Below are 13,933 nucleotides of genomic sequence, written 5' to 3' on the forward strand. Positions count from 1 at the left end.
CGGCCAGTATAGGGCGTTACGGGTTGGAGAGCAGGTCCCGCAAGGCGCCACGGCTGTGGCCGGCGAAGCCCCGCATCGGCCCGGCCGCGGCCAGCGCGTCCATCACCGCCTCGGCCGTCGCCTCGGCGGCGGCGCGGAAGAGGAGGTCGATGCGGTTCTCGGCCAGCACGCGGCGCGGCGGGAGGAAGGCGCCCCCGGGCTCATGCGGCAGCCGGTGCGCCGTGCTGAAGGCCAGGGCGATGTCGCCGCTGCCATGTCCCCAGAAGGATCCGGTCCAGGCGATCCCCGCCCCGCCCCGGGCAGCGATGCGGCGAAGCTGGCGCCCCTCCAGCGGCACATCCGTGGCCAGGACCACGATCACGGAACCGCGCTCGGGCGGCGCCTCGGCGCGCGGATCGATGCGGCGCCCGTCGGGCAGGCGGAGGTCGCCCGGCCGCCCGAAATTGGCGAGCACGAGGGCGCCGAGATGGAAATCCTCCTCCTCGATCGAGAGGCGGCGGGAGGCGGTGCCGATGCCGCCCTTCAGCCCGTAGCAGCTCATCCCCGTGCCGGCGCCGATCGCGCCGGATTCCATCTCCGGGGCGGCGGCCGCGATGGCGGCCTCGGCATCGCACGGCCTCACGGCCAGGGCCTGGATGTCGTTCAGATGGCCGTCATTGCACTCCATCACCACGGGATTCACCGTCGAGGTCCCGCGCCCGATGCGCGGCTCCGCGGCAATGGCGTGGCGGATCAGTGCCTCCGCGCAGGCGGGCACGCCGAAGGTGTTGGTGAGAAGAATGGGCGTCTCGATCTCGCCCAGCTCCTCCACCTGCATCAGCCCCGCGCTCTTGCCGAAGCCGTTCACCACATGCACGGCGGCAGGCAATTTCTCCCGGAAGATGTTGCCGCCATGGGGCAGGATGGCGGTGACGCCGGTGCGGATCGAATCACCTTCGATCCGCGTGGCGTGCCCGACGCTTACGCCGGGCACATCGGTGATGGCGTTGCGCGCGCCCGGCGGCAGGTCGCCCCAGGCCAGGCCGAGTTCCCGGGCCCGCATCAGAGGCCGGCGATCACCGCTTCCGTCACCCGCGCCACCTGCGCGTCATCCAGGTAGGGATGCATCGGCAGGGCGAGGATGCGCTTGCACAGGCTCTCGCTGACCGGCAGCGGCGGGGCCTGGCCGATGGCGGCGGCATGGGCCTCGCGATAGGCGGGCTGGTGGTGGAGGGGCAGCGGGTAATAGACCGCGGTCGGCACGCCGCGGGCCTTGCAGGCCTCCTGCACGCGGCTGCGCTGGCCCTCATCCTTCAGCAGGATGGAGTAGAGGCCATTGGCGCTCTCGGCGCCTTCGGGCTTCGCGGGGATCTGCACCTTCCCGGCCAGGGCGGCGTCATAGCCCGCCGCCACGCGGGCGCGGGCGGCCAGCTCATCCTCCATCAGCGGCAGCTTGCAGAGCAGGATGGCGGCCTGGATCGTGTCGAGGCGGCCGTTCATCCCCGTGCGCATCACCTCGTAGCGGGTCTTGCCTTCGCCATGGGTGCGGAGCGAGCGGTAGAGATCGGCCTTCTCGGCGCTGTCGGTCAGCAGGGCGCCGCCATCGCCGTAACAGCCCAGCGTCTTGGTGGGATAGAAGGACAGGGCGGCGGCGCCGGCCCATTGGCCCAGGCGCCTGCCACCCAGCGCGCCGCCGAAGGCCTGGGCGGCGTCATCCAGGGCGAACATGCCTTCCTCCGCGCAGATGGCCTCGATGGCGGGCCAATCGGCGGGAAGGCCGAAGAGGTCCACGCCCACCACGGCGCGGGGGCGCAGCCGGCCCTCGGCCTTCACCAGATCGATGCGGCGGCGCAGGTCGGCGATGTCGATGTTGTAGGTCGCCGGATCCACATCCACGAAGACCGGCGTGGCGCCGAGCACCAGCGGCACCTCGGCGGTGGCCGTGTAGGTGAAGGCGGGCAGGAACACGGCATCGCCGCGCCCGATCCCCTCGGCCATCATCGCGATCTGCAGCGCATCCGTGCCCGAGGAAACGCCGACGCAATGGCCAACGCCGGCGAAGGCGGCCAGCGCCTTCTCCAGCTCCTCCACCTCCGGCCCCTGCACAAAGCGGCCCGAATCGAGGACGGCGGCAATGCGCCGGTCGATCTCTGGCCGGATCAGCGCCTGTTGGGCGCGGACATCGAAGAGGCCGATGGGGGGAAGGGCAGCGTTGTCTTGCGGCATGGCGCGCCCCTTAGCGCAAAGCGGGCGATGCGTCGAAATCAAGGATCGTGTCGGAGGGTTACGCCCCCTCCCCTCCGGCCGGTGGTGGAAATCCGGAGAGGGCTCTGCCCTCTCCGGACCTCACCCGCCAAGGGCCTGAGGCCCTTGGAACCCCGTCTGGCTGCCGCGGATACGGTGCAACACGGGGTCTCTGCCCCCTGCTCCTGCCCTGGCAGTCGCCTCCGGTCATGGACCGGAGGCGCACCGCCAGCCGAACCGCTCCAAACTACTAAAAGAAGATGATGGAGAGGGGTCCGGGGAGAGGAAGAATTCCTTCTTCCTCTCCCCGGGGCCAACAGCAACGGCCTCGCCCTATCGCGCCCGCATCACACGGGACAGCATCATCCCCAGCGCCAGCATGGCGGTGCCACTCACCAGCAGCGCCGGGCCGGCCCCCAGGCCCGCGAGCAGCGTGCCGAAGAGAAGCGGCCCAAGGGACTGCCCCACGAAGAAGGAGAAGGCGTGCAGGGCCACGGCCGAGCCGCGCGCCCGGGGCGCGATCTCCGTCACCCGCATCTGCAACGAGTTGTGCATGGTGAAATAGCCGAGGCCGATGGCGAACATGCCCAGGATCACGGGCAGGGCGCCCAGCGGCGCGCTCCACCCCACCGAGGCGATGGAGAGGAAGCCCAGCGCCACCACCACGCCGGCCAGGCGCTGCATCCGGGGCAGGCCGAGATGGGACAGCATCGGCCCGGCGATGAAGGTATAGGCGACGCCGGAGGCCCCGAAGGCACCGATGGCGAAGCCCGCCTCCACCGCTCCGCCCAGGCCCCAGCCGGCGATCAGCGCCGCGAGATAGGGGAACAGCCCGAAGACGAAGAGACCTTCCGTGGCGACGGAGGCGTAGAGACGCCGCGCCATGGGCAGGGCGACGATTTCCCGGTACCGGCGCAAGGCCGAGCCGGCATCCAGGCGCCCCGGCGGCGCATCGGGTTCCCGCCGCAGGTCGCGCCAGAGGACGAAGCCCATGGCCAGCACCGCCACCGCCCCGCCGGCGATGATGCCGCGCCAGTCCACGAAGCCATGGATCAGGCCGGAGGCGACGCCGCCCGTGATCTGCCCGGCGGTGGAAAAGGCCAGGAGCCGGCTGAGCGCCACCTGCCGCGCGGATTGTGATACCCGGTCCCCGAAGGTGGCGATCACCAGCGGGTAGATGCCTCCCGCAGCCGCCCCGGCCAGGGCACGGAAGACGAAGAGCAGGCCGAGGCTGGGGGTCAGGGCGCAGGCAACCAGGGCCAACCCGGTGAGGAGGGTGGCGTAGGCGATGATCCGCCGCTTGCCCAGCGCGTCCCCCACCGGACCCAGGAGGGGCTGCACCAGCGCATAGGGCAGCGCGAAGGCCGAGGCGAGCAGCGCCACCGCATCCGTCGCCACTGCGAAATCCCGCGCGATCTCCGGCAGGATGGGATCCAGGCTGCGGGAGGCAAGGGAGGTGGTGAAGGCCGCCAGGCCATACAGGGTGATGAGCCGGCGGGTGCGGGCTGGGTCATCGGTGGGGACGGACATGCGGGCCCATGCTGCGGCGGCCGGAGCGGGGCCGCCACCCCTGCCCGCGCGGGGCTGCGATGCGGCCGCCTTTTTCCTTAGCCCTTCCGGGCGAGGCTCGTCAGCGCCTCGGTCTTCGCCACCCAGCCGAAGAAGCTGCGCACGTTGAACACGGTCGCGTCATGCACGAAGCGCGGGCCGCCCTGCCAGCAGGCATCCTCGACCAGCACGGGCCAGAACTCCCGGTGGAAGGCCTCGCGCAGCGTGCTCTCCACGCAGACATTGGTGGCAACGCCGCAGAACAGGATGTCCCGAATGCCGCGGGCGCGCAGCATCATCTCCAGCTGCGTGCCGCTGAAGCCGCCATAGCGGGGCTTCTGGATCAGGATGTCGCCCGGGGCGCGCTGCATCTGCGGTAGCAGCGCGTAGTCCCAGCTGCCCTTGGCCAGCAGCGTGCCTTCCAGCTCCGGCTGCTCGCGCATCAGCCGCAGGGCGTTGGACTTCCAGTGATTGGGCGAGCCGGGGCCGCCCGCCTCGATCCCCTCGGGGTCCCATCCATTCTGGAACCAGACGATGGTGATGCCGAGCATCCGGGCCGCGGCCACCACCTGCGCCACCTTGTCGATCACGGATTGCGCGCCCGACAGGTCGAAGCCTGCCTTGTCGAGATAGCCTTCCCTCGACGCATAGGCGTTCTGCATGTCCACCACGATCAGCGCGGTGCGGGCGGGCAGCAGCGGGAAGGGCTCGGGTTCGGCCTGGAGGAGGAGGTCCCCCTCCACGCGCGGAAGATCCTGGGGGGCGCGGTCGGTCATCCCCGCCATGCTGCGCCGCAGGATGCGCCGCGTCCAGCGCGGCGCCGGCCCATCCGGTCAGTGGCGCGCGAGGCTGGGCGAGCCGAGCCGCGCGGATAGGCTGGGCCGGGCATTCAGCAGCACGGGATCGAAGCCCGCCTTGCGCTTGTAGTCGCGGGCGATGCCCTCCAGCTCCGCCATGGGCAGCACCGACTCCCGCCCGCCCGCGGCGGCAAAGCCCTGGGGAGCGCGCTGCTCGGCCAGGTCCAGCACCAGGTCCGGCCCCTGGCCACGCGCCGCCTGCACCAGGGCGGAGGTGGCGGGCCGCCGCGTCGCCTCATAGGCGCGCAGCCCGGCCGTCACCTCCCCTTCGGTCGCCAGGTGGAAGGCCAGGGTCCGGGCGTCGAGAATGCCCTGGGAAGCGCCGTTGGAGCCGATCGGGTACATCGGATGCGCCGCATCCCCCAGCAGCGTCACCCGGCCCCGCGTCCATTCCGGCAGGGGGTCGCGATCCACCATCGGGAATTCCCACACGGCGGGCGCGGCGCGGATGAGGGAGGGCACGGAGAGCCAGGGCCATTCCCAGCCGGCGAAATCGGGCAGGAAATCCTCGATCCGTCCCGGGCGGTTCCAGTCCTCCCGCGCCCAATGGGTGCTGGGATCCATGCGACGCTCGGCGATCCAGTTGATCAGCGCCGGGCGTTCCGCCGTGGCTTCCCGGATGGGGTAGCACACGAATTTCAGTTCGCTGCTGCCCGCCTGCACCATGGTGCGGCCGGTGAGATAGCCCGGGTGCTCGGACACGGCGCGCCACATCAGGCTGCCGTTCCAGCGCGGCGCGCCCTCATGCGGGTGCCAGGTGGCGCGGATGGCGCTGTGGATGCCATCCGCCGCCACCACCGCGTCGCCGCGCGCCCTGCCCCCGCCTTCCAGATGCAGGGTCGCGCCTTCCGCATCCGACTCCGCCGCGATCCCGCGCGAGCCGAGATGAATGGCATCGCCCAGCCGCTCCCGCGCCGCTTCCAGCAGCAGCATGAACAGCGTGCCGCGATGGATGCTCACCTGCGGCCAGCGATAGCCGGCGGCCAGGCCGCGATCCTCGCGCCACACCTCCTCGCCGCGCCTGGTCGCGTAGAGCAGATCGCGCGTCGGCACGCCGGCGGCCAGGACGCGCTCCCCCAGACCCAGCTCCGTCAGCTCCCGCACCGAATGGGGCAGGAGGTTGATGCCGACGCCGAGCGGCTTCGGCATGGAGACGGCCTCATGCACCTCCACCCCGATTCCGGCCTGGTGCAGCGCCATGGCCAGGGTCAGCCCGCTGATCCCGCCGCCGGAAATGACGATGTGCATGGCGCGCCTCCTCCCCTGTCCCGGCGGAACGGTCACTGGTCCGGCTTGAAGCCGGAGGCGGCGACGATCGGGCCCCAGCCCTCCAGCTCGCGGGCGATCCGCTCCCGGAAGGCGGCGGGCTGCATGATGGTGGGGTCCAGGTCGATCTTCGTCAGCACCTCCTTCACCTCAGCGCTGGCGGCGGCGGTGGCCAGGGCATCATGCAGCGCGGAGACGGTGGCGGGGGAGGCGCCGGCGGGCAGGAAGGCGCCGTACCATTCCTCATGCACCAGCTCCGGGAAGCCGGATTCCGCGAAGGTGGGCAGATCCGGAAGGCGCGGCGGCCGCTGGGGAGAGGAGACGGCCAGCAGCCGCGCATCGCCCGAGCGATGGAAGGCGGTCAGCTCCCCCAGCGGCAGGATCACGGCCTGCAGCGTGCCGGCGAGCAGGTCCGTCACCGCCGGGGCGGAGCCGCGATAGGGGATGTGGTTCATGGTCAGCCCGGTTTTCCGCGCCAGCTCCACTCCCATGAAATGGGGCACGGAGCCCGGCACGGGCGCGGCCCAGTCCACGGCGCGCTGTGTCTTTCCCCAGGCCAGGAATTCCTCGAGCGTCCGCGCCGGATGCCGGGCCGCGACCGCGAGGCCGAAGGAGAAGAGGCAGACCGGCGCGACGGGCGTGAAATCCTTCAGCGGGTCGTACCGCAGCGATGTCGGGTAGAGATGCGGGTAGATCGTGATCATCGAGGCAGGGGTGATCGCGAAGGCCGAGCCATCGGGCGGAAGGCCCTTCAGCAATTCCAGCGCCAGCCGCCCACCCGCGCCGGGGCGGTTGTCCACCACCATCTGCGCGGCGCCCTGGGCGCGCAGCCGCTCGGCATAGAGGCGGGTGACGCTGTCGGCGGTGCCGCCGGGAGGAAAGCCGACAATGGCGCGGCCCGCGCGCCCTGTCTGGGCCGCGGCCGGGCCGAGGCCGGCGACGAGCGCCGCGCCGCCCAGGCCCGCCAGCGCCGAACGACGCCCCATCATTCCACGCGACATGCTGCGTGCCTCTCCCTGTTCGTTTTTCCGGACCGGGAACGCGGCCGCGCACAGGCCAGGGGGCGATGGGCGAGGCGGACGGTCCCGGCATTCCGGCCCGGTGGATGCCCGGGCCGCTTCCTTGCCGTCAGCCTGCCGTGGCGCCGCCTTTTGTCAATCGGCGGCGCCGGGCGGGGCAGGCCGGATCAGCCCACCCGGTTGCTGATCAGGTCCTGCACCACGGTCGGGTCCGCCAGGGTGGAGGTGTCGCCGAGGCTGTCCGTCTCATTCGCCGCGATCTTTCGGAGGATGCGGCGCATGATCTTGCCGGAACGCGTCTTGGGCAGGCCCGGCGCCCATTGAATGGCATCGGGGCTGGCGATGGGGCCGATCTCCCTGCGCACCCAGGCCACCAGTTCCTTGCGAAGCTCCTCCGTCGGCTCCTCATCGAGCTTCAGGGTGACATAGGCGTAGATGCCCTGGCCCTTGATCTCATGCGGCATGCCGACGACGGCGGCCTCGGCCACCTTCGGGTGGGCCACCAGCGCGCTCTCGATCTCGGCCGTGCCCATGCGGTGGCCGGAGACATTGAGCACGTCGTCCACGCGCCCCGTGATCCACCAGTAGCCATCCGCGTCGCGCCGCGCGCCGTCACCGGTGAAGTACTTGCCGGGGAAGGTGGAGAAATAGGTCTGGATGAAGCGCTCATGGTCGCGGAACACCGTGCGCATCTGGCCGGGCCAGCTGTCGGTGATGACAAGGTTGCCCTCGGTCGCGCCCTCCAGCGGATTGCCGTCATTGTCCACCAGCGCGGGGACGACGCCGGGCAGCGGCAAAGTCGCGGAACCGGGCTTCTGCGCCACCGCGCCGGGCAGCGGGGAAATCAGGATGCCGCCCGTCTCGGTCTGCCACCAGGTGTCCACGATCGGGCAGCGCTCATCGCCCACCACGCGGTAATACCAGAGCCAGGCTTCCGGATTGATGGGTTCGCCCACCGAACCGAGGATGCGCAGCGACTGGCGGGACGCCTTCCTCACCGGCGCCTCGCCTTCCCGCATCAGCGCGCGGATCGCGGTGGGCGCGGTGTAGAAGATGTTGACCTTGTGCTTGTCGATCACCTGCCAGAAGCGGCTGGAATCGGGCCAGTTCGGCACGCCCTCGAACATCAGCGTCGTCGCGCCGTTCGCGAGCGGGCCGTAGACGATGTAGGTGTGCCCCGTCACCCAGCCCACATCCGCCGTGCACCAGTAGACCTCGCCCGGGCGGTAGTCGAAGACGAGCTGGTGGGTGAAGGCGGCCCAGACGCCGTAGCCGCCGGTGGTGTGCAGCACGCCCTTCGGCTTTCCGGTGGAGCCGGAGGTGTAGAGGATGAAGAGCGGGTCCTCCGCCCCCATCGGCTCGGCCGGGCATTCGGCGGATCGCGCGTCGCAGAGGGTCGCCCAGTCATGGTCGCGATCGCCCTGCATGCTGATCTTGCCGCCCGTGTTCCTCGCCACGATCACGTTCTTGATCGTGGGGCAGGACTTCAGCGCCTCGTCCGCATTCGCCTTCAGCGGCACGGTGCGGCCGCCACGGCGGCCCTCATCGGCGGTGATGAGCAGCGTGCTCTCGCAATCCTGGATGCGGCTGGCCAGGCTCTCCGGCGAGAAGCCGCCGAACACCACCGAATGCACCGCGCCAATGCGCGCGCAGGCCAGCATGGCCACCGCGGATTCGACGATCATCGGCAGGTAGATCGTGACGCGATCACCGCGCCGCACGCCCAGCTGCTTCATCGCATTCGCCAGGCGGCAGACGCGCTCCAGCAGCTGGCGGTAGGTGACATGGGCGTCGCTCTTGGGGTCGTCGCCTTCCCAGATGATGGCCACCTGGTCTCCACGCCCGCCCTCGACATGCCGGTCCAGGCAGGATTCGGTCAGGTTGAGGACGCCGTCCTCGAACCACTTGATCGAGACATCGCCCTCGAAGCTGGTGTTCTTGATCTTCGTCGGCGCCCGCATCCAGGCGAGGCGGTTCATCTCGCGCTTCCAGAAGCCCTCGGGGTCGCGGGCGGCCTCGGCGACCATGGCCTCGCGGCGCTCGGCATTGGCGTGGCTACCTGCGGCGATCTCGGGCTTTACGGCGATGAGGGTCTGGTCGGTCATTGGCGGCGGTCCTCCGGGGCTGGGCCCTTCTCGGGAAGCATCGTCGCCGCCTTCCCCCGGCCGTCAAGGCCGGGGATCGCGCCAGGCCTGGACAGTCCAGAAGGAAAGGGCCGGGAAGGTTCCCCTCCCCGGCCCTTCGGCCCCTCTCAGTAGCGGTGCCAGTGCCGCCGGTGGTGCCTCGGCGGCGGCGGCGGATAGCCCCGGTAGGCATGGTGGCGGCGCCAATGGGGCGGCGGCGGCGGCCGGTGCCAGTGGCGCGGGCCGTGGTAATGCCGGCGGGGCGGCGGGCCGTAGTAGTAGGGGCGTGGCGGCGGCCCCCACTGGACAGGCATGGCCGCCATGGGCTGGCCGGTGGAGATGGTCACGGAACCAACGGGCTGGGCCTGGGCCGCCGGGGCGGCAAGCAGGGTGGGCGCGCCCAGCAAAGCCGCCAGGATGGCGATCCGCCGCCCCCAGGCACCGATCTTGGCGAGGGTGTCTCGCATGATGGCATCCTTTCTGCGTCAGGCCAGGGAAGGCCCTTTCACTGCATCAGGAAACGCCCCGATACGGGCGGGGTCACGACCGGATTGCGGCGGGGCGGAGGCGGCGTGTCGCGAAAGGTGACAAGGCCGGGCCGGGCCGGTCGCAACCCCCTTTCACAACCCCGCATCCTCGGGCACCAGCACCGCCCCGTCCTCGATCCGCACCTCCACCGCTTCCAGCGAATCCCCGGCGCAGGGGCCGGCGACGCAGAACCCGTCCTCCACCCGGAAGCGGGCGCCATGGGCGGTGCAGACGAGATGCCGGCGCGGCCCGTCCAGGAAGCGGTCCGGCAGGCTCTCCAGCGGGATCCCGATATGGGGGCAGGAATTCACATAGACATGGACCGCATCGCCCCGCCGCACGGCGACGAGACCGGTGAAGCCGCCCGGCCCGGGCGGGAAGCCGCGCGCCTCGCCATCCCGGATGTCCTCCAGCCGGCAGAGACGGCGCGTGAGGCTCAAAGCCCGGCCATGGCGGAGATCACCGCCCAATGCTCCGCCGAGACGGGCACGACGGAGAGGCGGGACTGGCGGATCAGCGCCAGCCCTTCCAGCCGCGGCTCGGCCTTCATGGCGGCGAGGGTGACGGGTCTCGGCACCGGCTTCACGGCGCGCATGTCCACGCAGCACCAGCGGCCGGTCTCATCGGTCGGATCGGGATAGGCCTCGCGCACCACCTCGACGATGCCCACGACCTCGCGGCCCTCGTTGGAGTGATAGAAGAAGGCGTGGTCGCCCGCCTTCATCTCCCGCAGGTTCTTCGCGGCCTGGGCGTTGCGCACGCCGGTCCAGGGTTCCACCCCGTTCCGCACCTGCTCATCCCAGGAGAAGGCGTCGGGCTCGCTCTTCACCAGCCAATAGGCGGTCACGCCACGCGCAGCCCGTCGCGGAAGACCTCGCGGAAGGCGTGCACGGTCTGCGTCGCGAAGACATCGGCTTCCCAGAAGGGGTCGGCCTTGGCGAAGGCCTTCGCGGTTTCGAGGTCCGGCTGCTCGGTCACCACGATGCTGCCGCGCTGCTTGCCGTCCTCGTCCAGCAGCGGGCCGACATAGCGGAGCATGGGGCCGGCGGCCTCAAGCCAGACCAGGTGCTTCGGCCGGGCGGCGAGGCGGCGCTCCAGCGCGTCCGGCTTGTCGTGGCTGATGATGGCGAAGAGCATGGCCGTCCCCCTCGCCCGGCGAATCAGTGGCCGGGGCGGCGCGCATGGAAGCGCCTGATGGGCGGATCACGCAACCGGGAGTTAGCCCGGCGTGGGGTCGTGATGCACGCGGCGCAGCCGGACCGCCAGGCCGATCAGAAGCCCGCCGCCGACCACCGCGTTGATCGCCACCACCCAGATCAGGGCCAGCAGCCCCGGCCCGGGCGCGGCAACGAGCCACAGCCCCACGATCACCCCCAGAACGCCCCAGAGCCCCAGCAGCCAGCTTCCGCTGCGCCAGGCCAGGAGGATGCGGAAGATGCCCGTGACGACGGACCAGACGGCGACGAGAAGAACGAGCGCGAAGGCCGAGGCGACTGGCATGACCAGCAGCAGCACCGCGGCGACAAGGGAGAGCAGGCCATCCAGCCACAGCCATCCGGTGCCGGGCCTTGCGTTGCCCAACATGGCCGGGCGGCCGGTGATCGCCTGCCAGAGAGTGAACACGCCATCCAGCGCAAGCCAGGCTGCCAGAACCCCGAGGATGACCGCCAGCCCCAGCCCGGGCGCGAGAAAGGCGAAGATGCCGAAAAGAATAGAGGCGATGCCGCGCAGCAGCAGCAGCCACCAGCCGCTTGCCAGGGCGCGGATGACGCGGAAACGGCCCTCCGCAGCAGGCGGGATGACGGTGGCGGACATGCGTGGCGCTCCATGAGGAACTGGCCCAGGAGCGGCCAGGGCGATGGAAGGTTGCGCCTGGCTGGCCGGCTTCCGGAGCGCCGCGATGGCGGCACGCTCCGGTATCCACGCTTTGGGCCGAAATAGCTACGGGCGTGGGTATCGGACGATGGCCGCGTCGTAAGGGGGGTGAACCCCATGGGGACGGGTTTGCTGGAACCACCTCTGGCCCCACCATCGTACCGCAAAAGCAGAGACGCTGGAGGGGCGGATAAGTTTCGCCCCTCCGAACGCCATGCCCCGATCCCTGCGGGGGACAGGGGCACGGCGCATCAGACCGTCCGGCGGCCAGCCACCATGCGGTAGATGACGAGCACGATGATCGCCCCGACCACGGCGCCGATGAAGCCGGCGCCTTCGCCGGCGCGGTACCAGCCGATCGCCTGGCCGAGATAGGTGGCGACAAGCGCGCCCACGATGCCGAGGATGGTGGTGATGATGAAGCCGCCCGGATCGCGCCCGGGCATCAGCAGCTTGGCGACCGCGCCGGCCAGCAGGCCGATGATGATAGTGATGATAATGCCCATAGATCGGTGCTCCCGATGGTTATGTCCCAAGGAGCGTCAAGGGCAGCATCAAGTTTCATAGCGTATCGACGTGTCCGGTCGATCATCGGGGCGTGTGCCATCGCGGCGCCGACCTGCCCGGCCTGGGCGCGCCACAGCGACCCGTCCGGGGCGGGCAACCGGCCATGCCCGGGTGCGTTGCCCTCCCCCGGTGGAGGATTACATGCGGCGAAACCTGCTGGCCTTCGGGGCATTCGGGCTGTTGGCGCTGACGGGCTGCGCGAGCAACGGCCGGCCATCCCGCAGCGCCTCCAGGCGAGGCTCCCCGAGGCACAATTCCGCCACTCGCCGGAACACGCCACGCGAGACCAGCGAGGATGAACAGCCCCAGGCCGCCAAGCTCTCAGACCCCGTGCCCTGGCGATAAGGCGGGCCGCCATGGCCGGTCCCCAGGACAGGCTCACCCGCTCCGGGTGCATTGCATCCAGGCTTTGGCACGGGATCAGGATTTCGGCGGGAGAGGGATGGTGGAGCTGAGGGGAATCGAACCCCTGGCCTCGTCATTGCGAACGACGCGCTCTCCCAACTGAGCTACAGCCCCTTAACCATCGCCGCGCAGGCTTGGGGACCAGCGCGCCGGCGGCTTATTCCCCGGCGGAGGTTCCACGTCAAGCGTCTGCATGCGGGTCATGCTGGACGGCGTTCGGCGCGGGCCATACACAGCCGGCGCCATTGGGGCGCCGCAGGGCGCGCCACCAGGGGCGCGACACGGGTTCGGGGGCGGTATGACGGCGTTTTTCTGGCTGATCGACAGGCTGATCGGTCTCTACATCTGGGTGCTGATCATCGCGGCGGTGTTCAGCCTGCTCACCGCCTTCAACGTGCTGGATACGCGCAACCGCCTGGTCTGGACGATCGGGGACTTCCTCTGGCGCGTGACGGAACCCGCCCTGCGGCCGATCCGGCGCATCCTGCCGAACCTGGGGGGCGTGGACCTCTCTCCCCTGGTGCTGATCCTGCTGCTCCAGGCGCTGCAGATCTTCCTCAGCATCACGGTCTATCCCGCCATGCTGCGGCTGGCCGCCTGAGATGACGGCCCGGCTCCTCGACGGGAAGGCGATTGGCGCGCTGCTCCGCGCGGGGCTCGCGGAGCGCGTCGCCGCCCTCTCCTTCCGCCCCGGCCTCCGCGTGGTGCGCGTGGGGGACGACCCCGCGAGCGTCGTCTATGTCCGTTCCAAGGACCGGGCGGCGAAGGAGGCGGGCTATGACAGCGAGACCATCCTCCTGCCGGAGACGGTGGCGGAATCGGAGCTTCTGGCAGTCGTGCGCAGGCTGAACGCCGATCCGGCGGTCGATGGCATCCTCGTCCAGCTTCCCCTGCCGAAGCATATCGACCCGCAGACGGTGCTGGAGGCGGTGGACCCCGCCAAGGACGTGGACGGCTTCCATCCGGTGAATGCGGGCCGCCTGGCCGCGGGCCTGCCGGGGCTGGTGCCCTGCACGCCGAAGGGGGTGATGCATCTGCTGGCCGAGGCCGGGGTGAAGCTTTCCGGCGCCCGCGCCGTGGTGCTCGGCCGCAGCGCCATCGTCGGGCGGCCCATGGCGGCGCTGCTGCTGGCCGCCGACGCCACCGTGACCATGCTGCATTCCCGCTCCCGCGACATCGCGGAGGAATGCCGCCGGGCGGAGGTGCTGGTGGCCGCCGTGGGCCGGGCGAACATGGTGCGCGGCGACTGGATCGCCCCGGGCGCCGTGGTGGTGGATGTGGGCATCAACCGCCTGCCCGACGGCAAGCTGACCGGCGATGTGGAGTTCGGCGCGGCGCGGGAGCGCGCGGGCTCGATCACCCCCGTGCCCGGCGGCGTCGGCCCCATGACCATCGCCTGCCTGCTGGAGAACACGCTGGAAGCCGCCCTGGCCCGCCGCGGCAAGGAGGAACTGCAGCCCAATGGCGGGGTGGCGGAGTTGCAGGCCACGCCCGAGCAGTCCTACGGCCACGGCCCCGGTCT

General features: G+C 70.8%; 14 protein-coding genes, 1 tRNA gene and 1 pseudogene. 2 read left to right on the forward strand and 14 right to left on the reverse strand.

The genetic code is table 11. The features are described 5' to 3' along the window. Positions 1 to 16: 16 nt before the first annotated feature. The 14 genes from J8J14_RS00775 to J8J14_RS00840 all read right to left on the reverse strand — a co-directional run bounded on the left by J8J14_RS00775 (position 17) and on the right by J8J14_RS00840 (position 12,525). Positions 17 to 1,042: a DmpA family aminopeptidase gene (locus J8J14_RS00775; protein ID WP_209377507.1), complete on the reverse strand. Its 1,026-nt coding sequence runs from the start codon at positions 1,040 to 1,042 to the stop codon at positions 17 to 19. Beyond that, on the reverse strand, positions 1,042 to 2,205 hold the full coding sequence (locus J8J14_RS00780; RefSeq protein WP_209377508.1) for a DegT/DnrJ/EryC1/StrS family aminotransferase: 1,164 nt from the start codon (positions 2,203 to 2,205) through the stop codon (positions 1,042 to 1,044). The genes J8J14_RS00775 and J8J14_RS00780 overlap by 1 nt, the downstream gene beginning before the upstream one ends. 351 nt (positions 2,206 to 2,556) lie before the next feature. Then, a complete protein-coding gene (locus J8J14_RS00785; RefSeq protein WP_209377509.1) occupies positions 2,557 to 3,753 on the reverse strand; it encodes an MFS transporter in 1,197 nt (398 codons plus the stop codon). A gap of 77 nt (positions 3,754 to 3,830) precedes the next feature. Beyond that, positions 3,831 to 4,547: an isochorismatase family protein gene (locus J8J14_RS00790; RefSeq protein WP_209377510.1), complete on the reverse strand. Its 717-nt coding sequence runs from the start codon at positions 4,545 to 4,547 to the stop codon at positions 3,831 to 3,833. Between the two features lie 57 nt (positions 4,548 to 4,604). Continuing rightward, positions 4,605 to 5,876 carry a flavin-dependent oxidoreductase gene (locus J8J14_RS00795; RefSeq protein WP_209377511.1) on the reverse strand — a complete coding sequence of 424 codons (1,272 nt, stop codon included), beginning with the start codon at positions 5,874 to 5,876 and terminating at the stop codon, positions 4,605 to 4,607. A gap of 32 nt (positions 5,877 to 5,908) precedes the next feature. After that, complete coding sequence (locus tag J8J14_RS00800; protein ID WP_209377512.1) at positions 5,909 to 6,883, reverse strand: tripartite tricarboxylate transporter substrate-binding protein; 975 nt, start codon at positions 6,881 to 6,883, stop codon at positions 5,909 to 5,911. Positions 6,884 to 7,080: 197 nt separating this feature from the next. Then, positions 7,081 to 9,018: an acetate--CoA ligase gene (acs, locus tag J8J14_RS00805; RefSeq protein WP_209377513.1), complete on the reverse strand. Its 1,938-nt coding sequence runs from the start codon at positions 9,016 to 9,018 to the stop codon at positions 7,081 to 7,083. A gap of 146 nt (positions 9,019 to 9,164) precedes the next feature. Further along, positions 9,165 to 9,503, reverse strand: a complete 339-nt coding sequence (locus J8J14_RS00810; RefSeq protein WP_209377514.1) for a hypothetical protein — start codon at positions 9,501 to 9,503, stop codon at positions 9,165 to 9,167. A 153-nt stretch (positions 9,504 to 9,656) separates the two neighbouring features. Next, the gene (locus J8J14_RS00815) at positions 9,657 to 10,004 is read right to left on the reverse strand and encodes a Rieske (2Fe-2S) protein (protein WP_209377515.1); all 348 of its coding nucleotides are present in this window, start codon (positions 10,002 to 10,004) and stop codon (positions 9,657 to 9,659) included. Beyond that, on the reverse strand, positions 10,001 to 10,411 hold the full coding sequence (locus J8J14_RS00820; RefSeq protein ID WP_209377516.1) for an EVE domain-containing protein: 411 nt from the start codon (positions 10,409 to 10,411) through the stop codon (positions 10,001 to 10,003). The genes J8J14_RS00815 and J8J14_RS00820 overlap by 4 nt, the downstream gene beginning before the upstream one ends. Continuing rightward, positions 10,408 to 10,701, reverse strand: coding sequence for a YciI family protein (locus J8J14_RS00825; protein WP_209377517.1), 294 nt, complete (start codon positions 10,699 to 10,701; stop codon positions 10,408 to 10,410). Before J8J14_RS00825 ends, J8J14_RS00820 begins: the two co-directional genes overlap by 4 nt. An 81-nt stretch (positions 10,702 to 10,782) precedes the next feature. Then, complete coding sequence (locus tag J8J14_RS00830; protein ID WP_209377518.1) at positions 10,783 to 11,379, reverse strand: HdeD family acid-resistance protein; 597 nt, start codon at positions 11,377 to 11,379, stop codon at positions 10,783 to 10,785. 311 nt (positions 11,380 to 11,690) lie between these two features. After that, positions 11,691 to 11,945, reverse strand: coding sequence for a GlsB/YeaQ/YmgE family stress response membrane protein (locus J8J14_RS00835; protein WP_209377519.1), 255 nt, complete (start codon positions 11,943 to 11,945; stop codon positions 11,691 to 11,693). A 504-nt stretch (positions 11,946 to 12,449) separates the two neighbouring features. After that, a tRNA-Ala gene (locus J8J14_RS00840) sits at positions 12,450 to 12,525 on the reverse strand. Between the two features lie 184 nt (positions 12,526 to 12,709). Between J8J14_RS00840 and J8J14_RS00845 the strand changes: the two genes are divergently transcribed. Beyond that, the gene (locus J8J14_RS00845) at positions 12,710 to 13,012 is read left to right on the forward strand and encodes a YggT family protein (protein ID WP_209377520.1); all 303 of its coding nucleotides are present in this window, start codon (positions 12,710 to 12,712) and stop codon (positions 13,010 to 13,012) included. Position 13,013: 1 nt separating this feature from the next. Continuing rightward, positions 13,014 to 13,850 (forward strand): annotated as a pseudogene (gene folD, locus J8J14_RS00850) (bifunctional methylenetetrahydrofolate dehydrogenase/methenyltetrahydrofolate cyclohydrolase FolD); the annotation flags it as partial. Positions 13,851 to 13,933 lie beyond the last annotated feature (83 nt).

Origin of the sequence: Pararoseomonas baculiformis, assembly GCF_017813395.1 — a bacterium.
GTDB classification, from domain to species: domain Bacteria; phylum Pseudomonadota; class Alphaproteobacteria; order Acetobacterales; family Acetobacteraceae; genus Roseomonas; species Roseomonas baculiformis.